The organism is Candidatus Palauibacter sp. (assembly GCF_965237495.1).
In the GTDB taxonomy this organism is placed as follows: Bacteria; Gemmatimonadota; Gemmatimonadetes; order Palauibacterales; family Palauibacteraceae; genus Palauibacter.
Map to the genome: position 1 here is coordinate 1,583,876 of NZ_OZ250143.1, position 22,981 is coordinate 1,606,856.

Genomic DNA, 22,981 nt, shown 5'->3' on the forward strand with positions numbered 1-22,981 from the left:
CGAGCCTCAAGTGGCGTCTACGCGTTTCAGGGCTCTTCGAACGTACCTCGCTCGGAACGCGTCCGCATCCGTTTCGTCGAGCCGGCGCCCGGCTGCACGCGCGAGGTGCGCGGTCTGGGCGTGGATCATGATGCGGCTGATCACGTCTACACGAGGTTTCTTCAGAAGTTTCAGCGAGACACCGAGCCGTACGCCGGAAAGGAGGTTCATCATCTCCTCGAACGGCAGGCTTCTCGCGTGGCGCAGGAGCCCGTACGCCCGCCAGACCTTGTCCTCGAGCACGTTCGGCGCTTCCCGCAGGAGGACCGCACGCGCCTGCTTCTCGTATCCGATCACGCGGCCGACGAGGAGTGAGAGTTGATCGATCAGGTCCTCTTCCGTCTTGCCCAGCGTCGTCTGGTTCGAGATCTGGAAGAAGTTCCCCACGATCTTCGACCCTTCTCCGTATAGACCACGGTAGGTGACGCCAAGTTGCCCCATCCCTTCCAGGACCTTCCGGATCTGACGCGTGAGGACGAGGCCGGGGAGGTGGATGAAGACGGACGCGCGCAGGCCGGTTCCGACGTTCGTGGGACAGGATGTGAGGAAGCCGAACTCGTGGTGAAAGGCGTACGGAAGCCGCGCGCCGATCGCCTCGTCCAGCTGGTCGACGTCACGCCAGGCCGCGGTGAGCTGAAGGCCGCCCCGGAGCGTCTGCAGCCGCAGGTGATCCTCTTCGTTGACCATGAGCCCGAACGCGCGCGTTCGCGCGAGGGCGAGGCCCGCGCCACGCCGGGGACCGCCGCCGGGCCCGTCGATCAACTCCCTGCTCACGAGACGCCGCTCGAGGAGCAGCAGGCGATCCCGGGGTTCGAGCCGGGAGATCTCCCACACGTCGACATCGTCCAGGACGCCCGCGGCCGCGGCGGCGGCACAGGCCTTCTCGAACAGGGTTTCGCGCTCGTCGTCGGTCGCGTGCGACGCGAAGGGGTACCCCTGGAGGTTGCGAGCCAGCCTCACGCGGCTCGATACGACGATCTCGCTGTCGGGGCCGCCCTCCTCGATCCAGCCGAGGCCCTGCTCCTCGATGGGCGGATCCGTGCGCACGATGCGGGTCATGGGGCCTCGGTCAGGGCGTGGATTTCGTCCCGGAGGTCGGCCGCCGATTCGAAATCCTCGAGTTCCACCGCGCGCTCGAGTCGGCGCTTGAGGGCGGAGAGGCGCACCTGCTCCGGGTCGGTCTCGGGCGCGGTACTCACGTACACCTTTCCCATGTGCTGTGACGAACCGTGCACACGGCGCAGCAAAGCCCGAAGTTGCCGGCTGAACTGCGCGTAGCACTGGGGACAGCCGAGCCTTCCCGACTTCCGGAAGTCGGCGGCGCCCGTCCCGCAGTACTCGCAGGCTTCGCCGCCGGCGTCCAACAGCGCGTTCCCCGCCGTCCCGCCGAGGTGCGCCAGGAGGTCCGCCATCGGCGGCGACCCGCCTCCGATCGAAACGCCCTTGAGCGTGGCGCAGGTGGAACAGAGGTTGAGGGTCCGCATATCGTTGTTCTCGATCTCCGTGAGCGTGATCTTCGCCTTCCGCTCTCCACAATTCTCGCAGTCCATCGTCACCCCTCCATTCCGCCGCCTTGGCAGCCCGGGGCAGCGGGCGGTCCCATCATACGACGAAAAGTTCGCCTCCCTCGAGGCGCAGCACGCGCGCCGCCCGCCCGGCCAGTTCACGGCTGTGCGTAACGACGACCAGCGCGGCTCCGTGCCGGTCGATCATCTCGAACAGCAGGTCGTGCAACCGCAGCGTGGCCTCGGCGTCGAGGTTGCCGGACGGCTCGTCTGCCAGCACGAGCGGAGGCGCGTTGGCGAGCGCTCGGGCCACGGCCACCCGCTGCTGCTCGCCCCCGGAAAGCCGGCGCGGCCGGTGGCTCGCCCGGTCCGCCAGCCCCACCTGCTCCAGCAGCGCCGCCGCTCGATCCGCGGCTTCCTCGCGCGGCGAGCCCGCGATGAGCCGCGGAAGCATCACGTTCTCCAGCGCCGTGAAGTCGCGCAGCAGGTGATGAAACTGGAACACGAATCCGACGAACCGGTTCCTCAGTTCGGCCAGCCGTTCCTGCTCGAGTTCCGACACCTGCTCGCCCCCCAGCCATACATCGCCCCGGGTCGGCCGGTCGAGGGCACCGAGCAAATGTAGCAGCGTGGACTTCCCGGACCCACTGGGGCCGACGATGGCGGCCGAATCCCCGGGAGCCACCGCCAGGTCGATCCCGCGCAGGACGGGGATGAGGCCCCCATCCGGGCTCGGGAAGGTACGCGCCAGCCCTCGAGCCTCGACGGCGGCGGGGGCGCCGTCCGGCGTCTTCGCTCTCACTCGTGCCTGATCGCGTCGACCGGCGTCAGCGCGGCGGCCTTCCGCGCCGGGTAAATCGTGGCCAGATAGGAGATCAGCACGGATCCCACCACGATCAGCGTGACATCGAGCGGTGCCAGCGAGATGGGGAGCCGGTCGATGAAATATACGTCGCTCGGGAGCGTGATGAACTCGTAGCGGCTCAGCACCCAGGCGAGAATCGCCCCCAGCGTGCCCCCGATCGTGGTGCCCACGACGCCGATGAAGAGTCCCATGTTCGTGAACACCTTCCCCACACCGCGCGACGTGACGCCCATCGAGCGCAGGATGCCGATCTCGCGCGTGCGGTCGGCGACCATCATCACGAGCGTCGAGACGATGTTGAAGGAGGCGACGAGGACGATGAGGACGAGCACGACGGCCATCCCGATCTTCTCCAGCCGCAGCGCCGAGAAGAGGCTGCCGTTGAGCTCCTGCCAGCCCTGGACCCGGTACGGCCAGCCGAGCCCTTCCTCGATCCGCTCCGACACCTCCGAAGCCTTCCAGGGGTCGCCCACGTCGAACTCGATGCCGGTCACCGCATCGCCCAGCCCGAGGAGTTCCTGCGCCTCCTCGAGGGGGACCATGGCGAGCTCGTCATCGTACTGGTAGAGCCCGGTCTGGAAGATGCCGGTGACCTCGAAGCGCTTGAGGGCCGGCGAGAAACCGATCCCCGACAGCGGCGTGTTCCGGAGGGATGCGGCGACGACGGGTTTGCCCTCGTAGAGCCCGAGCTGCTGCGCGAGCCCCCGGCCCACGACGATCCCCGGGTCCCCCGACTCGGTCGGGCCGAAGGGCGCACGTCCGATCACGAGGTGCTCCAGGAGCCCGGCGATGCGTGTTCCCGACGGATCGTCCGTGATCCCGCGCAGCACGATCGCCTCGTTGTAGTTGTCGCCCGCGTTGAGCAGGATCTTGTTGAACACGAAGGGAGAGGCCGCCACCACATCGGCGTCGCTCCGCACGCGGTCGAGGACCGTCCTCCAGTCGTCCATGCTGAAGCTGCTCTCGAACTCCATCACGTGCGCGTGGGGGCCGCCGCTGAGGATCCGGTCCCGGAGGCTCTCCTGCAGGCCGTTGAGCACGCCGATCACCACGATCAGGGCCATGACGCCCACGGCCACCCCGCCCACGGCGAGACTCGAGATGAAGGCCACCAGCCTGGCGTCCCGCGCGTCCGCGGACCGGCCGCCGGCCAGAGGACGCCAGGGTCGCCGCGCGAACCGCCCCAGGGTTCGCAGGGCACTCACGACCGAGAGGCGCCGCCCCGTGCCGCGCAGGTAGCGCCGCGCGATGAACCGCTCGAAGCGGCCGCGGCCGTCCCTCACGACGCTCCCTCCTCGGGCCGGAGCATCGGGAAGAGCACGACGTCACGGATCGAGGTCTGCCCGGTCATCAGCATCACGAGCCGGTCGATCCCGAGCCCGAACCCACCGGTCGGGGGGAGCCCGTACTCGAGCGCCCTCACGTAGTCCTCGTCGATCTCCATCGCCTCCTGGTCGCCCGCATCCCGGAGCCTCTGCTGCGCCGCGAAGCGGTTCCACTGGTCGATCGGGTCGTTGAGTTCGCTGAAGGCGTTCACCAGTTCGAAGCCGCACACGATCGCCTCGAAGCGCTCGGCCAGCGCCGGCTCGCCCCGCTTCGGCTTCGCGAGCGGGCTCATCTCGATCGGGTGACCGTACACGAAGACGGGATCCGTGATCCGGTCCTCCACCAGATCCGAGAAGAGCGCGTCGAGGAGCTGGACCCGGGAGAGATCCTCCGCGTCGGCGCGTCCCCGCCGTTCCGCGAGTCTCCGGAGTTCGTCGTCCGCAGCGGTATGGAGGTCGAGCCCCGAGGCTTCGGCGAAGGCCTCATCCCAGCGGACCCGGCCCCACGGCGGGGTGAGGTCCACCTCGACGCCGTCGTATGCGAAGCGGGTCGTCCCCATCACCTCCCCCGCCACGTCGCTGATCATCGTCTCGGTGAGCCGCATCACGTCCTCGTAATCCGCGAAGGCGGAATACAGCTCGAGCATCGTGAACTCGGGGTTGTGCGTGCGGTCGATCCCCTCGTTGCGGAAGTCGTGGCCGATCTCGTACACGCGGTCGAGGTTCCCCACGATGAGGCGCTTCAGATAGAGTTCATCCGCGATGCGCAGGAACATCCGCCGGTCGAGCCGGTGGTGGTGCGTCGAGAAGGGACGGGCCAGCGCCCCGCCGTACAGGGGTTGAAGAATCGGCGTCTCGACCTCGAGGAAGCCGCGCGCGTCGAGCCAGTTTCGGAACGCGGTGACGAGCCGGCTCCGGATCCGGAACACCTCCCGCACCTCCGGGTTCACGGCGAGGTCGGCGTAGCGCTGACGGTAGCGAGCGGCCTGGTCGCCGAAGCCGCTGTGGACGATGCGCCGGCCATCGTCCCTCATCTCTTCCTTCCCGAACGGGAGCGGGCGGAGCGTCTTCGCGAGGAGGGTCAGCGATTCCGCGCGCACCGTGACTTCGCCGCGCCGCGTCCGGAAGACGGTCCCCTCGACGCCGACCCAGTCCCCGAGGTCGAGCAGGTCCATGAGGGCCGATCCCGTCTCGCCGAGGAGGTTGCGCCGGAGGTGGATCTGCAGCCGTCCATCGCGGTCGCCGATGTGGGCGAAGGCGCTCCCGCCGAGGTCCCTGTAGGAGAGAATCCGGCCCGCCACCCGCATGCCTCCGAGTTCCGCCGGCTCGCTCGTCTCCGATTCCATCTGTTCGAACGCCGCGTACGCCTCGCGCAGTTCGTGCGAGCGGTCGAAGGCGTACCCGTAGGGCTCGATTCCCAGGTCGCGCAGGCGGGCCAGCTTCTCGAAGCGGTCCCTCACCGGCTTCGGCCGGTCGGCGGAGGTATACCAGCAGGTGAGGCAGAGGCCGTCGCGGAGTCCGGGCGGAGCGGCGCCGCAGCAGGAGCAGGTCACCCGGCCGTTCTCCCCGACTCGCGCAGGAAAGCCTGGATGAGGCCATCGATCTCCCCGTCGAGTACGGCGTCCACGTTGCCGATCTCGAGGTTCGTCCGGTGGTCCTTCACCATCTTGTAGGGCTGCAGGACGTAGGACCGGATCTGCCGTCCCCACTCGATCTTCGTCTTCGAGCCCTCCAGCTCCGCCCGCCGCGCCTCCCGCTCCTCGACGGCGCGCTGGTAGAGCGCGGCCTGAAGCATCTTCATGGCCTTGGACTTGTTCTTGTGCTGGCTGCGTTCCTGCTGGCACGCGACGACGATGCCCGTCGGGACGTGGGTGATGCGCACGGCGGAATCCGTCTTGTTCACGTGCTGGCCACCGGCGCCCGACGCCCGGAAGGTATCGATCCGGAGTTCATCCTCGTTGATCGAGACCTCGATGTCGTCGTCCACGACGGGGTACACGAAGACCGAGGCGAAGGAGGTGTGGCGACGCCCCTGGGAGTCGAAGGGAGAGATCCGCACGAGCCGATGCACGCCGCGCTCGGCCGAGAGGTAGCCGTAGGCGAACTGGCCATCGATGTCGAGCGTGGCCGACTTTATCCCCCCCTCCTCGGCCGGGAGGAGGTCCATGACTTCGACGCCGTAGTCGTGTTGCTCGGCCCAGCGCATGTACATCCGCATCAGCATCTGGGCCCAGTCCTGCGACTCCGTGCCGCCGGCGCCCGGATTGATCGTGACGAGCGCGCTGCGGTGCGCGTGCTCACCGCGCAGCATGTTGCGCGACTCCAGTTCGGCCACTTCCCTCTCGGCCGCGGCGAGTCCCGACGCGAGTTCCGCAGCCAGCTCCGCGTCGTCCTCCTCATCGAGCAGGGCCGCCATCTCGAGCAGGTCGTCCACGCGCGACGAGCAGGAGTCCCAGGGGCGCGTCCAGCTCCGCAGGCGGTTCGCCTCGCCGATGACCTCCCTCGCCCCATCGTGGTCGTTCCAGAAACCCGGAGCCGTCATCCTCTTCTCGAGTTCGGCGATGCGGCTCAGCTTCCCGGGAATCTCAAAGATACCCCCGTAGCTCATCGAGCCGGCCCCGAAGCGCCTCCGCGCGCTCCTTCTGTTTCGCGAGTTCCATTCTTCCTGGTCCGCCCCTCCGCACGTCGCGATTCACATGATCAACGGGCCCATAATAGACCACGTTACCCTGCGGAAGTCGAACTTTCACACGAGGTCGAAGTCTATTCTTCTCGCCTCCCGATCCACGCGGGCCACCCGGACCTCGGCGGCGTCGCCGAGCCGGTACGTCTTCCGGGTGCGGCGGCCCCTGAGCACACGCCTCGTCGCGTCGGGGACGTAGTAGTCGCCCGGGAGGTTGCTCACGTGGACAACCCCCTCGATGTCGTACGCCTCGAGCCGGACGAAGAGCCCGAAGCGGGCGATCCCGCTGATCGTGCCCGCGAAGTGGTCCCCCAGGTGCCGTTCCATGAACTCGACCTTCTTCAGGTCGACGGAATCCCGCTCCGCCCGCACGGCGTGTTCCTCGCGCGCCGACGCGTGCCGCGCCGTGGCCTCGAGCGCCTCCCGCCTCAGCCTTCGCGCCGAACCCGGGTCGGCGAGCCAGCGGGACAACTGCCGGTGCACGAGGAGATCAGGGTAGCGGCGGATCGGCGAGGTGAAGTGAAGGTAGGCCGAGGATGCGAGGCCGAAGTGCCCCTCGTTGCCGGCGGAATAGCGCGCCTTCGCGAGGCTCTTGAGCACCTGCAGCGAGATGACCGATTCCTCTACCCGCCCCTTCGCCGCGTCGAGGAGCCGCTGGAAATCGCGAGGGCGCGGATTCCTGCCCGGGAACGAGAGCCCGAACTCGTCGGCGAGGAGCCGGAGCGTCTCGAGCTTCTCCTCGTTCGGCTCCTCGTGGATGCGATACGGCACCGGCACGCCCTCCTCGATCGCCCAGCGCGCCACCGCCTCATTCGTCGCGATCATGAGGTCTTCAACGAGCATGTGGGAGGCGAGCCGTTCCCGCCGCCGGACATCGATCGGAGCCCCCTCGTCGTCGAGCACGACATGCGCTTCCGGCAGCTCGAAGTCGAGGCTGCCGCGCGCCCTCCGCCGCTCTCGAAACGCCCGGGCCACCCGGAGCAGCGCTCGCAGGTCGTCGCGCAACCCGGGATCCGCGCGGGCGGCCGCGGAGTACCGGCCGTCGAGGATCTCCTGCGCTTCCTCGTAGGCGAGTCGGTGCGCGCTCCGGATGACGGCCCTGACGAATTGTATGCGCGTAACCGATCCCCCCGCGTCGACCTCCAGGAAGGCCGCCAGGGTCAGGCGGTCCTCCCCGGGCACCAGAGAGCAGAGGTCGCTCGACAGCCCATGCGGGAGCATCGGAATCACGCGGTCGACGAGATAGACGCTCGTCCCGCGTTCCCAGGCCTCGGCATCCAGCGCGTCCCCCTCGCGGACGTAATGGGACACGTCCGCGATGTAGACCCCGATCCGGGCCCCGCCCCCGTCGAGCCGCTCGATGGAGAGTGCATCGTCGTGATCGCGGGCGTCGATGGGATCGATCGTGAACACGCGGTCGTCGCGGCAGTCCTCGCGGCCCTCGAGTTCCGCGGGCCCGACCCCTCGCGCCCGCAGCGCCCCGGCCGCCCCTTCGACTTCGGCCGGAAACACATCGGAGAGGCCATACCCGACCTGGATCGCGAGTACGTCGACGCCCGGCTCGCCGGGGCGGCCCAGGACGCGCGCGACGCGGCCCGCCGGTCCCGGCCCCTCGTCACCCCAGTCCGTCACGTCGACGACCGCGAGGTCACCGTCCGCGGCTTGCCCGCGATCGCGGTCGGGGATGAAGACGCGGAGATCGAGCCGGGGCTCGGTGACGTCCAGCCACCCGTGCCCGCGCTGTCGGCGGAACACGCCGACCAGACGCGACCGTCCGCGCTCGAGTACCTCGACGATCCTGCCCCGGAGGCCGCGCCGCGCACGGTGCTCGATCCTCACCGCGACCCGGTCGCCGTGCACGGCCGTGCCAAGGTCGCGGGCACGGACGAAGACATCCTCCTCCCCCTCCTCGGGGATGACGAAACCGGCCCCGCTGTCGATCTTCTGCAGCCGCCCGATCACGAGACCGGGGCCGGGGCGGGAGGACCGGCGATGCCGGTCCCCGCAGCCTCTACGGGGGGTCAGAGAGGTTTCGCCTCGTCGATCAGCATGATCGGGATGCCGTCGTCAACCTCGTATCTCAGGCGGCAGGCGTGACAGAGGAGGGCCTCCTCACCCCCCGCCACCCTGTACTCCAGCTCACCCTTGCATTTCGGGCAGGCGAGAATCTCCAGCAGCGTTGCGTCGAGCGGCATTACGTCTCCTCCGAGGGAACCCGGAATCCGAGCAGCCTAAGGTGGTTCGTTTTCCTTCGCCAGTTGGGGAGAACCTTCACGCGAAGCTCGAGAAAGACCCGTCGCTCGAGGAAGCGCTCGATCTTCTCGCGGGATCGCATACCGATCTTCCGGATCGTCCTGCCCCCCGCCCCTACCACGATCCCCTTCTGGGACTCCCGTTCCACGAACACCCGCGCCTCGATGTACGTCGGGCGGTCTCCGCCGCGCTCCCGGAACTGCTCGACCCGGATGGCCACGGCGTACGGCACCTCCTCGGACAGCTCCTCCAGGCACGTCTCCCGGATCATCTCCCCCACGAAGTCGCGGACGGGGGCGTTCGAAAGCTCGTCCACCGGATACAGCGGCGGCGATTCCGGTAGGAGGTCGACGATGGCGTCCAGCATCCGCTGCACGCCCTCTCCCCGGTCCGCACTCGTGCGGTGCACGCCCGCCCAGCCTCGCCCGCTCCAGCCCGCCGCGAGGCGCTCGCCCTCGGTGGGGGAGATGCGGTCCACTTTGTTGAGGCACAGCAATGCGGGACGATCCACGGGCGCCGGGAAGGACTCGACCCACTCGATGCTGGGTCCAAAACCGACATCGACGACGGCCAGGACGACATCCGCGTCGTCCAGCGTCGACATCGCCTCCGCGCGCATCGATTTCTGCAGCGGGTCGCGCGGCTCCAGGAGGCCCGGCGTGTCGATGAACAGCGCCTGATAGGATGGCCCCGAGCAGATGCCGAGCAGACGGCGCTGCGTCGTCTGCGCTTTCGGCGTCACGATGCTGAGCCGTTCACCCAGAAAGGCATTCAGGAGGGTGGACTTCCCGACGTTGGGAAGACCGAGGATGGCGACGAACCCCGCCCTGAATCTCGACTCATCCATGGATGACGAACCTGACCCTCGACAGCGGAGGCGACGGGGTATTGAACAAGAAGGTGAGTGACTTGTGAGAGGTCCAGGTGTGCCTTTCGTGTGAAAGGACATCTCCCTAGAAAGGAGGTGATCCAGCCGCAGGTTCCCCTACGGCTACCTTGTTACGACTTAGCGCCAGTCACTGAGTTTACCTTCGACGGCTCCCTCCCGAAGGTTAGGCCACCGGCTTCGGGTACCCCCAGCTTCCATCGCTTGACGGGCGGTGTGTACAAGGCCCGGGAACGTATTCACCGTAGTATGGCTGACCTACGATTACTAGCGATTCCGGCTTCATGGAGTCGAGTTGCAGACTCCAATCCGAACTTGGACCGACTTTTTGGGATTCGCTCCACCTCGCGGCATTGCTGCCCTTTGTGTCGGCCATTGTAGCACGTGTGTCGCCCTGGACATAAGGGCCATGATGACTTGACGTCATCCCCACCTTCCTCCGGTTTATCACCGGCAGTCCCCGTAGAGTCCCCGGCATGATCCGCTGGCAACTACGGGCGAGGGTTGCGCTCGTTGCGGGACTTAACCCAACATCTCACGACACGAGCTGACGACAGCCATGCAGCACCTGTGACGGCTCCCCGAAGGGTCCCCCCTCGTTTCTGAGGGAGTACTACCGACATGTCAAGCCCAGGTAAGGTTCTTCGCGTTGCGTCGAATTAAACCACATGCTCCACCGCTTGTGCGGGCCCCCGTCAATTCCTTTGAGTTTCAGCCTTGCGGCCGTAATCCCCAGGCGGGGCACTTAATGCGTTAGCTGCGGCACCGAAAGGACCAAGCCTCCCGACACCTAGTGCCCAGCGTTTACGGCGTGGACTACCAGGGTATCTAATCCTGTTTGCTCCCCACGCTTTCGCGCTTCAGCGTCAGATAAGGCCCAGCGAGCCGCCTTCGCCGCAGATGTTCTTCCCGATATCTACGCATTCCACCGCTACACCGGGAATTCCGCTCGCCTCTACCTCTCTCTAGCCAGGCAGTATCGGGTGCAGTGCGCGGAGTTGAGCCCCGGCATTTCACACCCGACTTACTAGGCCGCCTACGCGCCCTTTACGCCCAGTAATTCCGAACAACGCTCGCTCCCCCCGTATTACCGCGGCTGCTGGCACGGAGTTAGCCGGAGCTTCCTCTGGTGGTACCGTCAGGCCTGCCGGGTATTATCCGACAGGAGTTTCGTCCCACCTGACAGGGGTTTACAACCCTAGAGTCTTCCTCCCCCACGCGGCGTCGCTGCGTCAAGCTTGCGCCCATTGCGCAATATTCCCCACTGCTGCCTCCCGTAGGAGTCTGGGCCGTGTCTCAGTCCCAATGTGGCTGATCACGCTCTCACGTCAGCTACCCGTCATAGCCTTGGTGGGCCGTTACCCCACCAACAAGCTGATAGGCCGCGAGCCCATCCGAAGGCGCCAGCATAGAAGAGGCCGGCTTTCACGCCGGGTATCCACTCCCGGCGCTGTACGCGGTATTGGTCCAGGTTTCCCTGAGGTATCCCCCACCTTCGGGTAGGTCGCTCACGTGTTACTCACCCGTTCGCCGCTCTACTAGGTTCCCGAAAGAACCGTTCTCGCACGACTTGCATGTGTTAGGCACGCCGCCAGCGTTCGTCCTGAGCCAGGATCAAACTCTCCATATGAAGAATCTGGTTGAGTACATGCGGCCGAAGCCGGTCCGTACTCCATACCTGGTCAAACGCGAAGCTCCCCTTCGGGTCCGGAGACCGTCCGGGTTCACGTTCGGAATTCACTTTGATTTCCCATCGAGCCACGGGAAGTGATGCCCACGGCTCTCGATCGGGCCCACAAGTCACTCACACCATCTTGTCAAAAAGCAGTCGCGGAAGGGCACATGCCCTCCCGCGAGGACCCGAAGCGTACCCAACAGCGGGCACGTTGTCAACGTCGATCGGGACGTTCCGGCAAGCCCGCCGTACCGGCCGGGGCGGAGGGGTGAGCGACGGGACTCGAACCCGCGACCTCCAGGGCCACAACCTGGCGCTCTGACCACCTGAGCTACGCCCACCGCGGCGCCCGCTCCCCGGAATCCGAGGGGCGCGGGGCGCACAATCTAGAGGAAACCCCGGTTCCCTGCGAGTCGCGGTTCCGGGCCTCGGGGGCCGCGGGGCGCTGGTCCGGCCGCGCGCGCGCGTTCCTCATGGATCGGTCGGGGTGCGGGAAGTCCCCCGCCGTGGTAACGTGCGCTATCCGGTCGTCCACGGGCGGGCGCGACGCGGCCCCCGGCGCCCTTCCCGCCCGTGATTCGGCGAGGAAACCCATTGCAGTCGCCGGCGCGTAGAAACCAGCGATGACCGAACAGCCGAACGACCCCGAACGCGGCGTGCCGGAGGGTGCCGTACCTCCGTTCGCCGTGGTGCCCCTCGCAACCCTTCCCGTCCGGGCGGCGGAGCCCGCCGCCGAAGCCGATGAGAAGTACAACACGGGGATCGGCTTCGCCCTGTGGTGTTGTTTCCTGCTCGGCGCCGGCGGCATCCACCGCATCTACCTCGGCATGTACGGCACCGGGATCCTCTGGCTGCTGACGCTCGGCTTGTTCGGGGTCGGCCAGCTCCTCGATCTGGTCCGCATGAAGCGCCTCGTGGAGAAGGCGAACGTTCGCGACGGCTATCTGCTCCACCCGCGGCAGGCGCGCCGCCTCGGGACGCGCCCCGAGCCTTCGGGCGCGCGGGGGAAGCTCACCCCGGCCGAGAACAGGCAGCAGGTCCTGCTCAGGGCCGCCCAGGCGAACGGGGGGGTGCTGACCGTGACCCAGGGCGTGCTGGCCTCGGGGCTCGGCTTCGAGGAGGTGGAGGAGGTCCTGCGCGAGATGGTGGTCAAGGGGCACGTGGACGTGGACAACGCGGCCGACAGCGGCGTGATCGTGTACCGCTTTCCGGGACTCGCCGGACCCTTCAACTGACAGCCCGGGGGGTATTGCCGTCGGCGCGGGCCCGCCACAGCTTCGTGCGGCGATGAGTACACCGACAATGCCTCGGAACACCCGTACGGACCTTCCGGCCGCCGAGATCCCTCCCGCCTCGCTGGAGGGCTGGTACGTCCTCCATCAGTCGCTGAGCGTGGACTGGCCGGCGCTCAAGGCCGCGGATCCCGCGTACGCGCGCGGAGCCGTGGCGAGCTTCGTCACGCTCGCGGAGAGGTGGGCGACCGATGCCGAGCCGGGCTGGTCGGGCGTGTACCGCGTGGCGGGCGGTGGCGTCGATTTCCTCGTCCTTCACTTTCGCGACTCGCTTGACCGCCTGATCGAGGCCGGACACGAGCTGCAGCTCTCCCCCTGGGGCGACTACGTCCTCGTGCGGGAGGAGTATCTGTCCGTAGTGGAGCTGGGTCTCTACGCCCTCACCCGGGACCTTGTCGGCCGCGTCGACCCGATGGACCGCGCCGCCTGGGACGACGCCCTGGGTGAAGCGCTGGCCGCGGAACGCGAGAAGGGGTTCGTCCGCCGTCGCCTTCAACCACGGCAATCCGAACACATGCCTTACGTCTGCTACTACCCGATGGACAAGCGGCGAAACCCGGGACAGAACTGGTACGCGCTCACCCTGGAGGACCGAGCCGCGCTGATGGCCGCGCACGGAACGGTGGGGCGGCGCTTCGCGGGCCGTATCGCCCAGGTCATCAGCGGATCGATGGGACTGGACGATTGGGAGTGGGCGGTGACGCTGTGGGCCGCGGATCCACTCGAGTTCAAGGCCATCATCAGCGAAATGCGCTACGATGCGGCGAGCGCGGAGTATGCGGAATTCGGCCCCTTCCTCGTCGGCAAACGCCTCTCCGCCGGAGACTTCGAGGCACTGCTTCCCTCCCCGACCGCCCGATGAGCGGCGAGCAAGGCGGGTCGACAGGGGGCCGGGCCCCGGAGGCGGGGGCCGTCGCGCTCTCCTCCCGCCTCACCATACCGGAGGTCGTCGCCGTGGCGCGCGACGGGGCCCGGGTGGAGCCCTTCGCGGGCGCGGCCCGGGAACGGGTGGAGGCGAGCCGCGCCACCGTGCTGGAGGCGCTCGCCCGGCCCGGCGAGAGGATCTACGGCATCACGACCGGCTACGGGTCGCTCGCCGGCACCCGGATCGCGCCGCGCGACGCGGCGAGGCTTTCGTGGAACCTCATCCTCAAGTGCGCGGCGGGGCTGGGGCCGCCTCTGCCCGCAGACTGGGTTCGCGGCATGCTCCTCGCGCGGGCGAACTCGGTCGCCCGGGGGGCGTCGGGTGTGCGGCCGGTGATCATCGACACGCTGATCGCCATGCTGAACCGCGGCGTGACGCCCGTCGTGCCCGGAAAGGGGTCGCTGGGCGCAAGCGGCGATCTGGCGCCCCTCGCGCACATGGCGGCCGTCGCGACCTCGGGCGTCGGCGAGGATGCGGACCCCTTCAGCGGCGAGGCCTGGTTCGATGGGTGCCGCACCGACGGAGCGACGGCGATGGCGGCGGCCGGGATCGCCCGCCCGGCCCTCGAAGCCAAGGAGGGGCTGGCACTGACCAACGGCACCGCGATGATGGTCGCGGGGGCCGCGCTGCAGCTTCACGACGCGAGGCGGCTGCTGCTCCACGCGGAACTTGCGGCTGCGCTCAGCTTCGAGGGACTGCTCGCCTGTTCGGCGGCGCTGGATCCGGCGCTGCACGAGGCGAACAACCAGCCCGGCCAGGTGGCGACGGCGGCCCGGCTGCGGGCGCTGCTGGCGGGGAGCGGGCTCGTCGATTCCGATCCCGACAGGGTACAGGACGCGTACAGCCTCCGGTGCACGCCGCAGATCGTGGGTCCCGTCCACGACATGCTGGGCTTCCTGTGGGCGCGGGTGGAGGGGGCGCTGAACGCCGTGTCGGATAACCCGCTCGTCTTCCCGGCGGCGGGGTCGGCCCCGGGGGCCGTCCTCTCGGGCGGCAACTTTCACGGGGCGGGGCCTGCGCTGTGGCTCGACACGCTGGGCATCGCGATGGCGGATGTCGCGAGCCTCTCCGACCGGCGCGTGTTTCGCATGCTCACGCCGGAACTCTCCGGGGGACTCCCCGCCATGCTCGTGGCCGAGCCGGGGCTTCACGGCGGGTTGATGTCGCTCCAGTACACGGGGGCGGCGCTCGTCTCGGACAACAAGACGCTCGCGCACCCCGACTCCGTCGACTCGATCCCGACGAGCGCGAACCAGGAGGACCACGTGAGCATGGGGGCGAACGCGGCCCGACACGGGCGCGAGATCCTCGACAACACGCGGGCGGTCCTCGCGATCGAACTGCTGAGCGCGGCGCAGGCCGTGTACCTCCGGCCGGGCGGGGATGAGCGCCTGGGGGCGGGGACGCGCGCCGTCTACGAGGCGGTGCGGGCGGGCGTCTCCCCCGTGGTTGCGGACCGTTCGCTGGCGGCCGACGTGGAACGGCTGGAGGTCGCGATCGAGGACGGGAGACTGGAGCGGGCGGCGGCCGCCGCACTGGGCGAGCTCTGGCCTCCGGCACCCCGCTGAGGCCCGAGAGCCGGCGCAGCCGGGGGTGGCTCCTCTGCGAGCCGAACGTGAGCGAGGGCCGTGACGAGACGCGCATGGCCCGTTTCGCGGAGGCGGTGGCGGCGACGGCGGGCGTCGCACTCATCCACCGCTCGGCGGATCCGGACCACCACCGGATGGTCCTCGCCTATCTGGGAGACCCGGGAGGCGTCGTCGAGGCCACGGCGGCCCTCGCGGCCGAGGTGTACGAGGCGGTCGACCTGAGACGTCACCGGGGTGTGCACCCCCGGCTCGGCGCGCTGGACGTGGTCCCGTTCGTGCGGGGGCCGGGTTGCCCCGAGGCGGAGGCGCTCGCCGCGGCGCGGAGCTTCGGGGAGGGGGCCGCGGCGCGCGGGGTTCCGGTCTTCTTCTACGAACGCTCGGCGGCTTCCGGGGAACGGGCCTCCCTGCCCCGCATCCGGGCCGGGCAGTTCGAGGGCCTGGCCGGGAAGCTGGCCCGACCGGAATGGAGGCCGGATCTGGGGCCGGCGGCGCCCCATCCCACCGCGGGAGCCGTCGTCGTGGGGGTGCGCGCGCCGCTGGTCCGCTTCAATGTCAACCTGGATACGCGGGATCCGGGTCCGGCCCGTCGCATCGCGGCGGCCATCCGGGCATCGGGAGGCGGGCTCCCCCACGTCCGGGCGCTCGGAATCTCGCTCGAACGCCGGGGCCTGACCCAGGTCTCGATCAATCTGACGCGGTATGATGTCACGCCGATCCCGACGGTATACGATCGGATCCTCGAGGGCGCGCGGGCCGAGGGCGTGGCGACGGCAGGGTCGGAGTTCATCGGACCGGTACCGGCCGAAGCGCTGCGCGGCCTCGATCCACGGCGTCTGGACGCGGACCTGGCGCGGGATCAGATATTGGAGTTCTCGTCGACCGGAACCGGAGCATCGGAATGAAGCCAGCCGGACCCATCCACGCGCCGCGCGGGACGGCCCTCTCCTGCAAGGGCTGGCAGCAGGAAGCGGCCCTCCGGATGCTGATGAACAACCTCGACCCGGCCGTGGCCGAGCGCCCCGACGACCTCGTCGTGTACGGAGGCGCGGGCAAGGCGGCGCGCGATTGGGCGTGCTACGCGAAGATCGTCGAGACGCTGCGGCGTCTGGAGAACGACGAGACGCTCCTCGTGCAGAGCGGGAAACCGGTGGGGGTGTTCCGGACCCACGACGAAGCCCCCCGCGTCCTGATCGCGAACGCCCACCTCGTGCCTCGCTGGGGGAGCGTGGACGAGTTCCGCCGCCTCGACGCGCTGGGCCTCACGATGTACGGGCAGATGACGGCCGGGTCGTGGATCTACATCGGCACGCAGGGGATCCTGCAGGGCACCTACGAGACCTTCGCCGAACTGGCGCGGCAGCACTTCGGCGGCTCGCTCTCCGGGCGGGTCGTCGTGAGCGCGGGGCTGGGCGGCATGGGCGGGGCCCAGCCGCTCGCCGCGACCATGAACGGGGGCGCCTTCCTCGGCGTGGAGGTGCGGGAGGACCGCATCCGCCGGCGACTCGAGACGGGGTACTGCGACCGCATGGTGAGGGACCTCGACGAGGCGCTCGATCTGGTGTCAGGTGCCGCGGGCCGGGGCGAGGCGCTTTCCGTGGCCCTGCTCGGGAACATTGCCGAAGTGCTGCCGGCCCTCGTGGAGCGCGGCGTGGTGCCGGATGTCCTCACCGACCAGACGTCCGCGCACGATCTTCAGCTCGGCTACATCCCGGCGGGCCTCACCGTCGCGGAGGCCGAGGCCATGAGCGCCTCGGACCCCGACGGGTACGTGGAGCGGGTACTCGATTCGATGGTCGCGCACATGTCGGCCATGCTGGCGCTTCGGGCGGCCGGCTCGATCGCGTTCGACTACGGGAACAACCTGCGCGGACAGGTGGCGGACCTGCGCGGGATGGCGGAGGCGTTCGAAATCCCGGGGTTCGTCCCCGCCTTCATCCGGCCGCTCTTCTGCCGCGGCGCCGGCCCCTTCCGCTGGGTCGCCCTCTCCGGCGACCCCGCCGACATCGCGGCGACGGACGAAGCCGTCCTCGAGACGTTCCCCGAGAAGGAAGCGCTGGGACGCTGGATTCGGCAGGCGCGCGAACGGGTGCGCTTCCAGGGTCTCCCCTCCCGCATCTGCTGGCTCGAATACGGTGAACGGGCGGAGATGGGGGAACGCTTCAACTGGCTCGTGAAGACGGGCCGCGTCCAGGCGCCGATCGTGATCGGGCGGGATCACCTGGATACGGGTTCCGTCGCGTCGCCGAACCGCGAGACGGAGGGCATGCGGGACGGTTCGGACGCGATCGCGGACTGGCCGCTTCTCAACGCGATGCTCAACACGGCGTGCGGCGCGAGCTGGGTCTCGATCCATAACGGGGGCGGCGTGGGGATCGGGTATTCGACCCATGCGGGGATGGTCTGCGTCGCGGACGGCACGGCGTCGGCCGATCGCCGGCTGGAGCGCGTGCTCACGGCCGACCCCGGGACCGGCGTGATGCGGCACGCGGACGCGGGCTATCCGGAGGCGATCGCGACGGCCCGGGAGCGCGGGGTCGACCTCCCCATGCTCGAGTAGCCCCGGACGCCCGCCCATGCCCCGGCTCGAGAACATCGGATGCCTCGCGACGTGCGCGAGTCCGTCGGGGCAGGACGATGTCGGGCTCATCCGCGATGCCGCCCTCGTGTGGCGGGACGGGACCGTGCGCTGGGCGGGATCGGCGGCCTCGCTCCCGCCGGAGTACGCAGAGGAGCCGGCGTGGGACGCCGGGGGGCGCCTCGTGATCCCGGGGCTCGTCGACGCCCATACGCACCTCGCCTTCGGCGGCTGGCGGGCGGGCGAGTTCTCCGACCGCGTCCGGGGCCGAAGCTACCTTGAGATCGCGGCCGCGGGCGGCGGGATCGCCTCCACCGTGCGCGCCACCCGCGCCCTCGACGAGGAGGCGCTCCTGGAACGCGCGCGGGGGTTTCTCTCCGCGATGGTGTCGCTCGGGGTCACAACGGTGGAGGCGAAGAGCGGATACGGACTGGACCTCGAGACGGAACTGCGTCTCCTGCGAGTGTATCGGCGGCTCGACGAGACAGGACCGGCGCGCATCGTCTCGACCTGTCTCGCCGCCCACGTGGTCCCGCCGGAATGGGCCGGGGACCGGGCGGGCTACGTCGATCTGGTCGTAGACGAAATCCTCCCCGCAGTGGCGGAACGCGGGCTGGCCGATTTCGTCGACGTGTTCGTCGAGGACGCGGCCTTCTCGGCCGACGAGGCGGGTCGGATCTGCGCACGCGGACGCACGCTGGGACTGCGGCCGAAGCTCCACGTGGACCAGTTGAGCGGAGGCGGGGGAGCCGAGTTGGCTGCGGAAGTCGGGGCCGTGTCGGCGGATCACTTGGAGTGCGTCTCGGAAGCCGGGATCGCGGCGCTCGCCGAGGCCGGCGTGGTCGCCGTCACGCTGCCGCTCGCAACGCTCTACCTTGACCAGGCGCCGCCCCCGGCCCGCGCGCTCATCGACGGCGGTGTAGCGGTGGCCGTCGCCAGCGACTTCAATCCCGGCACCGCCCCCTCGTATCACCTCCCATTCGCGCTGACCCTCGCCTGCGCGCGCCAGCGGATGACCCCCTCGGAAGCGCTCAAGGGCGCGACCCGCTACGCGGCCCGAGCCATCGGCCTCGAAGGCACGGTGGGGTCGCTGGAGCCGAGAGCCGCCGCGGATTTCGCGCTCATCGACGCCCCGGACGTGGAGCACTGGCTCTACCACCTGCGGCCCAACGCGTGTATCTACAGCGCCATTGCAGGTCGCATTGTACCGCAATCTTCGGCCATCGCCCCGTAGTGTCACCGGTTCCCACGTCCCTCACCCGCCGTTCTGCCTGCCAACGCAGCTCGCACCTAAGCCGCCCCGGATCCACCGCACCGTCGTGCAGCCTAACTAAGCGTCTTCCAGTCCGACGCCTCCGGCCGGGCGCAAGCGGGCAAAAAACTCACCGTGAATCCAGTCCAAGTATTCGAAGTCCGCCATCCGAAAATCTCTTCCCTCTACCGGATGCGCTGGGATCCTCCGCAGCTCGTTGAGTCTCTCGATCCACTTGAGGTTCTTAGCCGCACCCTTTTCACCGTGCTCCGGAATATCCAGAACGTCCTTCAACCACCTCCAGTGCTTGGCAATCTCTACAATCTTCTTCAAATCGATGAACTGAATATAATATTCCAGCGGTAGACGCTGAGGATCGTCCTGCTGCCGATCATACGCCTTTACCCTCATTGCCTTGTTGGGCACACCCTTCTCGAAGTACTCCTCATCGCCGTAGCGCGAACGGAATTCGTCGAATATCAGGGCGTGCACCTGTTTTGTGAGTTCCTTAAGTTGCGACTCAGCTCTGTCAATTCGCTCCCTGGATTGTTCCTCCAACCACTCAGCGAATCCGTCCGGTTGAAACTCTGGGGCGATCTCGCGTACACCTCGTACAAGTCGGAAGTGGCACTGCCGCAGTCCGCCCGTCCCGTACTTGACTTTGAAATGCTCACGGAGCCAGCCCTCATCTCCCTCGCTCAAGCCCTCCAGAATCGGTGCCAGGAACGGCGCTATCTTGCCGACCAGCGACCGAGGTGCGCACTCGAGAGCCACTGCCTTCTCATTGCGTTCAAGGTGTTCAATGATTGATGCGACAAGTAGCAGGAGACCTTGGATTCCGACATTGGTGCAGAGGTACATTTCCCGCCCAGCCTCCCAAACATCAGGGTTTGCCTCCTCGAAGAGCCGGAAGTACTCGTTCAAGAACTTCCGTGCACGAGAAACGGTTGCTAAATCAGTCTCCGCAGTCAAGGGACCGGGGGCATAGTGCTTCGGTTTCAGAATGGCTCGCCCCAATAGGCCGGATCGAACCAAGCCCATCTTGAGTTGCGGCAAGGTAAGACAGGTATGAGCCGTCGGTCGAATTCCCTGACGCGTGACGCGATTATAAAGCGGGTGCCCGGCGTCGTTGTTCAACTGTCCAATCAAACGGGCTGTAAGGGCTGCGATCCGCTCCTTGGGCACGGCCGAACCCCATCGCAAGTCGCCTTGGAGATCATCCAAGAGCGTCCGGGGCACGGATTTTTGCTCATGATTGATGGTCACAAAAAGGTTTGCTTCGTCTTCGATGGGGAGCTGCTCAAAAGCTACGACAAGGAGATTCTGACGCAGGAAGGTGTCGTCGAGGCCAGAATAGCCATACAGCCGATGCTGACCGTCGATGATCCATGTTGACTTGTATCGATCAGGAAGGTAAAGGTGGCCGTACGTTGCACCGGCCTCGCTGTCGCGCTTTACGATGTCAAAGCGTACAGGGATCTTGAAATTTACGAGAACGTTCGTTGGGAAAAACCCCCCTTTCTCGATGAATCTACCTATGCTCCGGAGACGACTACGGACCATCAGGCGTTGATCCCGGATCCTGCGATCGTGGGCGCGGGGCTCGTCCGGGAGGGCGGCCGTAGCCGGGCCGTGGAGGCCTTGACGATAGTGAGATCATAGTTTCGGACTATGGAAAAGCACCGCCCGGGGCCCTACGTTCAGAGGGACTGAACAAGAGTTCACCCCGGAACGGAGGACACCCGAATGGTGCGTGGAAACGACTATACCGGACCGCGCCCGCACGTGCAAGGATCGGCGGCCGCGCTGAGGGTCCGCGGGGGCGGCGGGCGGATCACCGACGCGGGCGGCCTCGTCGTGGTTCGGAAGCTGTGGGACGCGCTGGGGCTGGGCGGCTGGATCGACCGGCGGAGCGGGAACGTCCCCGGCCGCTACCGGCCATCGCTCATGGTCGAGTCGTGGGTGGTGCTGCTCCTGTACGGCGGCGGGGTGATGGACGACCCGCCGCTTCTGGAGCGGCGGGGCGTGCGCCGCATCTTCGGCTGGGCGCGGGTGCCGCACCCGGCCACGTTCGGGCGCTGGTTGCGGGGTTCGGCGGCCGTGCTGTCGCCGCTTCTGGACGAGCTGTTGTGGCGGATGGTGCGGCGGCGCTGGGAGCTGGCCGGCGGGGCGCCGCGGTCGGCGACGATCGTCATGGACTCGACCGTCGTGGTGCGCTACGGGCTGAAGCAGGCCGGGGCGGAGCGGGGCTACAACCCGAAGAAGCGGGGCCGCCCCTCGCACCACCCCCTTCTGGCCTACGTCCTGGAGACGGGCGACTGCCTCGGGGTGCGCTGGCGGCCGGGGGGCGCGCACACGGCCCGGGGGGCGGAGGCGTGGCTGGCCGGGCTGGTGGCCCGCCTGAGGGGGGCGGGGGTGCGGCGGATCACCGTGCGGCTGGACAAGGGGTTCTTCTCCAAGTCCATCGCGCGGCGCATGGAGGAGCTCGGCGTGTCCTATCCGCTCAAGGTGCCGCGGCACGCCTGGCTCGACGGCTTCCGGGGCGCCTGGGAGACCGCCGCCCGGGACGAGGCCGGGGACCGGGAGCTGAGGACGGCCTCCGGCGAGCTGTGGGGGACGCGGCTTCTCTCGGTCGAGAGGCGGAGACGGGTCGGGCCGGACGAGGGAGAACTCGATCTCGCGGCGTGGGAGACCACGATGAGCGCCGACGTTCTGACCAACATCGGGAGCATCGGCCCCGTCGAGGCGTGGCGCGCCTACAACGCGGGCGCGGTCGTCGAGCAGCGGATCGAGGAGCTGGGCCAGCTCTCGGCCGGCCGCACCGCGGTGGACGACCTCGGCGGCAACGCCCTGCTCTGGAGCCTCGCCGTGCTCGCCCACCAACTCCTCCACATCCTGCGTGCGAACTTCCTCGGCGGCCGCTGGCGCGCCGTGCAGCCGCGCGGCATCCGGCTGCGCCTGCTGCGCGCCCCCGCCAGGATAACCTCCCACGCCCGCCGAACCTCGCTCGGGTTCGCGCGCGCCGAACCGGCCCTCGGCCTCCCGCGGCGGGCGCTCCGAACCATCGCCACGGGGCTCGCGCCGCCCGCACCCGCCTGACCGGTCCCGGCCCCGGCCTTCCGAAGGCGCCGCGCGGCGGCGCCCACTCCCCGTGTCTCCGCGAGCCGTTCGGGACCCCTCCCGAGCCCCGCCGGCCCTCCGCCGAGGCCCGGTCCGGCCCCGAAAACGCCACCGCCCGCGCCAAGTCGCCACAACCGCCGGTCATAATCGCCCTCAGGCCGCCCGACTATCCGCCAACGCAGGATCCGGGTTGATAACTTAGCAACGCGTCAGGATCGTTACGGGTGCGGTGGTTGACAAAGGCGATCTTTAGCAGGTCCCCTGGTGTGGTGACAAAACTGTAACACTTCTTGCCACCCAACTTGCCGCGGATCGCAGGTACGGAACGGTCGGCTAGGGCGGGTATTTTCTGACCCTCCAAGAACTCCGCGAGAAACTGAAATCTGGCTGCGTGTCCAAGATGTGAAGCAAGTTCCCGGAAATAGGTAAGGTCTCGCTCGGTGACCGGATGTATCGAGTGCCCCTTCGCGAGTTCAAGATCGGGGTTCGACCAAACAATGTTCTGCGTTGCAAGGATCCATATGATCTTGGCCTTGGGCTCCCCTCCGTAGTGGTGATTGACCGCCGCCGCGATAGAACCCTTGAGGGAAGCGAATTCACCTATGTCGGTCTGGAGGCTCCCCCGGCCAAGCGTCCCCTGGGATTCGCACTCCACCACGATGACCGTCTCGTCGTCTCGTGCCAGAACGTCTACTTGCGTCGACAGCTCTTGCGCCCCAGGGCGTCGGATTGGTATCGAGAGTTTACGGCCCTCATTAAGTTCGCTGTAACCGAGTCTGTGGAGCAAGCACCATACCATGTCTTCGAGGCGCTCGTCGTGTGCCTTGTGTTTCCGGAATCGGGTACGGGTCTTCAGGGTCTTGTCGTGTTCCCATCCCGCCTGGAGTAGGGCTGCGGCCTGTCCATGGGGGACGGATTTGAGGTGATATGATCGGGAACGCTTACGGTACTCAGGAGCCAAGGCAGTCTTCGTGGTCAGCATCGGCGAGAGGTGTTG

Annotated in this window: 18 protein-coding genes, 1 tRNA gene and 1 rRNA gene; 7 read left to right on the forward strand and 13 right to left on the reverse strand. The window is 68.1% G+C overall.

Features of this window, described 5'->3' with window-relative positions; all coding sequences use genetic code 11:
* Nucleotides 1–6 precede the first annotated feature (6 nt).
* The 11 genes from ACPXY0_RS06855 to ACPXY0_RS06905 form a co-directional block, all read right to left on the reverse strand.
* A complete protein-coding gene (locus tag ACPXY0_RS06855; RefSeq protein WP_419941708.1) occupies nt 7–1,098 on the reverse strand; it encodes an ATP--guanido phosphotransferase in 1,092 nt (363 codons plus the stop codon).
* Complete coding sequence (locus ACPXY0_RS06860) at nt 1,095–1,589, reverse strand: UvrB/UvrC motif-containing protein (RefSeq protein WP_419941709.1); 495 nt, start codon at nt 1,587–1,589, stop codon at nt 1,095–1,097. Before ACPXY0_RS06860 ends, ACPXY0_RS06855 begins: the two co-directional genes overlap by 4 nt.
* Before the next feature lie 52 nt (nt 1,590–1,641).
* A complete protein-coding gene (locus tag ACPXY0_RS06865) occupies nt 1,642–2,346 on the reverse strand; it encodes an ABC transporter ATP-binding protein (protein WP_419941710.1) in 705 nt (234 codons plus the stop codon).
* Nucleotides 2,343–3,692, reverse strand: coding sequence for an FtsX-like permease family protein (locus ACPXY0_RS06870; RefSeq protein WP_423929689.1), 1,350 nt, complete (start codon nt 3,690–3,692; stop codon nt 2,343–2,345). The genes ACPXY0_RS06865 and ACPXY0_RS06870 overlap by 4 nt, the downstream gene beginning before the upstream one ends.
* On the reverse strand, nt 3,689–5,287 hold the full coding sequence (gene lysS / locus ACPXY0_RS06875) for a lysine--tRNA ligase (protein WP_423929691.1): 1,599 nt from the start codon (nt 5,285–5,287) through the stop codon (nt 3,689–3,691). Before lysS ends, ACPXY0_RS06870 begins: the two co-directional genes overlap by 4 nt.
* Nucleotides 5,284–6,394 (reverse strand): peptide chain release factor 2 gene (gene prfB / locus ACPXY0_RS06880; RefSeq protein ID WP_423929693.1). Its coding sequence is split into 2 segments (ribosomal slippage): nt 5,284–6,330 and nt 6,332–6,394, totalling 1,110 coding nucleotides; the frame shifts between segments, so codons are not numbered across the junction. Before prfB ends, lysS begins: the two co-directional genes overlap by 4 nt.
* Nucleotides 6,395–6,480: 86 nt before the next feature.
* Nucleotides 6,481–8,379 carry a ribonuclease R gene (gene rnr / locus ACPXY0_RS06885; RefSeq protein WP_423929695.1) on the reverse strand — a complete coding sequence of 633 codons (1,899 nt, stop codon included), beginning with the start codon at nt 8,377–8,379 and terminating at the stop codon, nt 6,481–6,483.
* Between the two features lie 59 nt (nt 8,380–8,438).
* Nucleotides 8,439–8,612 carry a Trm112 family protein gene (locus ACPXY0_RS06890; RefSeq protein WP_419935524.1) on the reverse strand — a complete coding sequence of 58 codons (174 nt, stop codon included), beginning with the start codon at nt 8,610–8,612 and terminating at the stop codon, nt 8,439–8,441.
* The gene (gene era / locus ACPXY0_RS06895) at nt 8,612–9,517 is read right to left on the reverse strand and encodes a GTPase Era (protein WP_423929697.1); all 906 of its coding nucleotides are present in this window, start codon (nt 9,515–9,517) and stop codon (nt 8,612–8,614) included. Before era ends, ACPXY0_RS06890 begins: the two co-directional genes overlap by 1 nt.
* 110 nt (nt 9,518–9,627) lie before the next feature.
* A 16S ribosomal RNA gene (locus tag ACPXY0_RS06900) occupies nt 9,628–11,186 on the reverse strand.
* 312 nt (nt 11,187–11,498) lie between these two features.
* Nucleotides 11,499–11,572, reverse strand: a tRNA-His gene (locus ACPXY0_RS06905).
* Nucleotides 11,573–11,854: 282 nt separating this feature from the next.
* On the opposite strand from ACPXY0_RS06905, the gene ACPXY0_RS06910 reads away from it, so the two are divergent.
* From ACPXY0_RS06910 to hutI, 6 genes are read left to right on the forward strand one after another with little or no spacing between them, the layout of a single operon-like run.
* The gene (locus ACPXY0_RS06910; protein WP_423929699.1) at nt 11,855–12,466 is read left to right on the forward strand and encodes a TM2 domain-containing protein; all 612 of its coding nucleotides are present in this window, start codon (nt 11,855–11,857) and stop codon (nt 12,464–12,466) included.
* A 52-nt stretch (nt 12,467–12,518) separates the two neighbouring features.
* The gene (locus ACPXY0_RS06915; RefSeq protein WP_423929701.1) at nt 12,519–13,385 is read left to right on the forward strand and encodes a chlorite dismutase family protein; all 867 of its coding nucleotides are present in this window, start codon (nt 12,519–12,521) and stop codon (nt 13,383–13,385) included.
* Nucleotides 13,382–15,016, forward strand: coding sequence for a histidine ammonia-lyase (gene hutH, locus ACPXY0_RS06920; RefSeq protein WP_423929703.1), 1,635 nt, complete (start codon nt 13,382–13,384; stop codon nt 15,014–15,016). The genes ACPXY0_RS06915 and hutH overlap by 4 nt, the downstream gene beginning before the upstream one ends.
* Nucleotides 15,013–15,939: a glutamate formimidoyltransferase gene (gene ftcD, locus ACPXY0_RS06925; protein ID WP_423930594.1), complete on the forward strand. Its 927-nt coding sequence runs from the start codon at nt 15,013–15,015 to the stop codon at nt 15,937–15,939. Before hutH ends, ftcD begins: the two co-directional genes overlap by 4 nt.
* Nucleotides 15,936–17,594, forward strand: a complete 1,659-nt coding sequence (gene hutU / locus ACPXY0_RS06930) for a urocanate hydratase (RefSeq protein WP_423929705.1) — start codon at nt 15,936–15,938, stop codon at nt 17,592–17,594. Before ftcD ends, hutU begins: the two co-directional genes overlap by 4 nt.
* Nucleotides 17,595–17,610: 16 nt before the next feature.
* Nucleotides 17,611–18,846 carry an imidazolonepropionase gene (hutI, locus tag ACPXY0_RS06935; RefSeq protein WP_423929707.1) on the forward strand — a complete coding sequence of 412 codons (1,236 nt, stop codon included), beginning with the start codon at nt 17,611–17,613 and terminating at the stop codon, nt 18,844–18,846.
* A gap of 96 nt (nt 18,847–18,942) precedes the next feature.
* On the opposite strand, the gene ACPXY0_RS06940 is transcribed toward hutI, so the two are convergent.
* Nucleotides 18,943–20,427, reverse strand: coding sequence for a DGQHR domain-containing protein (locus ACPXY0_RS06940; protein ID WP_423929709.1), 1,485 nt, complete (start codon nt 20,425–20,427; stop codon nt 18,943–18,945).
* 183 nt (nt 20,428–20,610) lie between these two features.
* On the opposite strand from ACPXY0_RS06940, the gene ACPXY0_RS06945 reads away from it, so the two are divergent.
* Nucleotides 20,611–21,963 (forward strand): IS1380 family transposase, encoded by a 1,353-nt coding sequence (locus tag ACPXY0_RS06945; RefSeq protein ID WP_423925177.1) that lies wholly within the window; start codon nt 20,611–20,613, stop codon nt 21,961–21,963.
* A 187-nt stretch (nt 21,964–22,150) separates the two neighbouring features.
* Here the strand turns inward: ACPXY0_RS06945 and ACPXY0_RS06950 are convergent, their stop codons facing one another.
* Nucleotides 22,151–22,966: a hypothetical protein gene (locus ACPXY0_RS06950; protein WP_423929711.1), complete on the reverse strand. Its 816-nt coding sequence runs from the start codon at nt 22,964–22,966 to the stop codon at nt 22,151–22,153.
* Nucleotides 22,967–22,981 lie beyond the last annotated feature (15 nt).

Bases quoted from the DNA above. Each gene is read 5' to 3' on its own strand.
- ACPXY0_RS06950 (WP_423929711.1), bottom strand. From the start codon at position 22,966: ATGCTGACCACGAAGACTGCCTTGGCTCCTGAGTACCGTAAGCGTTCC.
- hutH (WP_423929703.1), top strand. From the start codon at position 13,382: ATGAGCGGCGAGCAAGGCGGGTCGACAGGGGGCCGGGCCCCGGAGGCG.
- ACPXY0_RS06890 (WP_419935524.1), bottom strand. From the start codon at position 8,612: ATGCCGCTCGACGCAACGCTGCTGGAGATTCTCGCCTGCCCGAAATGC.
- ACPXY0_RS06945 (WP_423925177.1), top strand. From the start codon at position 20,611: ATGGTGCGTGGAAACGACTATACCGGACCGCGCCCGCACGTGCAAGGA.
- hutU (WP_423929705.1), top strand. From the start codon at position 15,936: ATGAAGCCAGCCGGACCCATCCACGCGCCGCGCGGGACGGCCCTCTCC.
- hutI (WP_423929707.1), top strand. From the start codon at position 17,611: ATGCCCCGGCTCGAGAACATCGGATGCCTCGCGACGTGCGCGAGTCCG.
- ACPXY0_RS06860 (WP_419941709.1), bottom strand. From the start codon at position 1,589: ATGGACTGCGAGAATTGTGGAGAGCGGAAGGCGAAGATCACGCTCACG.
- ACPXY0_RS06915 (WP_423929701.1), top strand. From the start codon at position 12,519: ATGAGTACACCGACAATGCCTCGGAACACCCGTACGGACCTTCCGGCC.
- ACPXY0_RS06940 (WP_423929709.1), bottom strand. From the start codon at position 20,427: ATGGTCCGTAGTCGTCTCCGGAGCATAGGTAGATTCATCGAGAAAGGG.
- ACPXY0_RS06910 (WP_423929699.1), top strand. From the start codon at position 11,855: ATGACCGAACAGCCGAACGACCCCGAACGCGGCGTGCCGGAGGGTGCC.
- ACPXY0_RS06855 (WP_419941708.1), bottom strand. From the start codon at position 1,098: ATGACCCGCATCGTGCGCACGGATCCGCCCATCGAGGAGCAGGGCCTC.
- era (WP_423929697.1), bottom strand. From the start codon at position 9,517: ATGGATGAGTCGAGATTCAGGGCGGGGTTCGTCGCCATCCTCGGTCTT.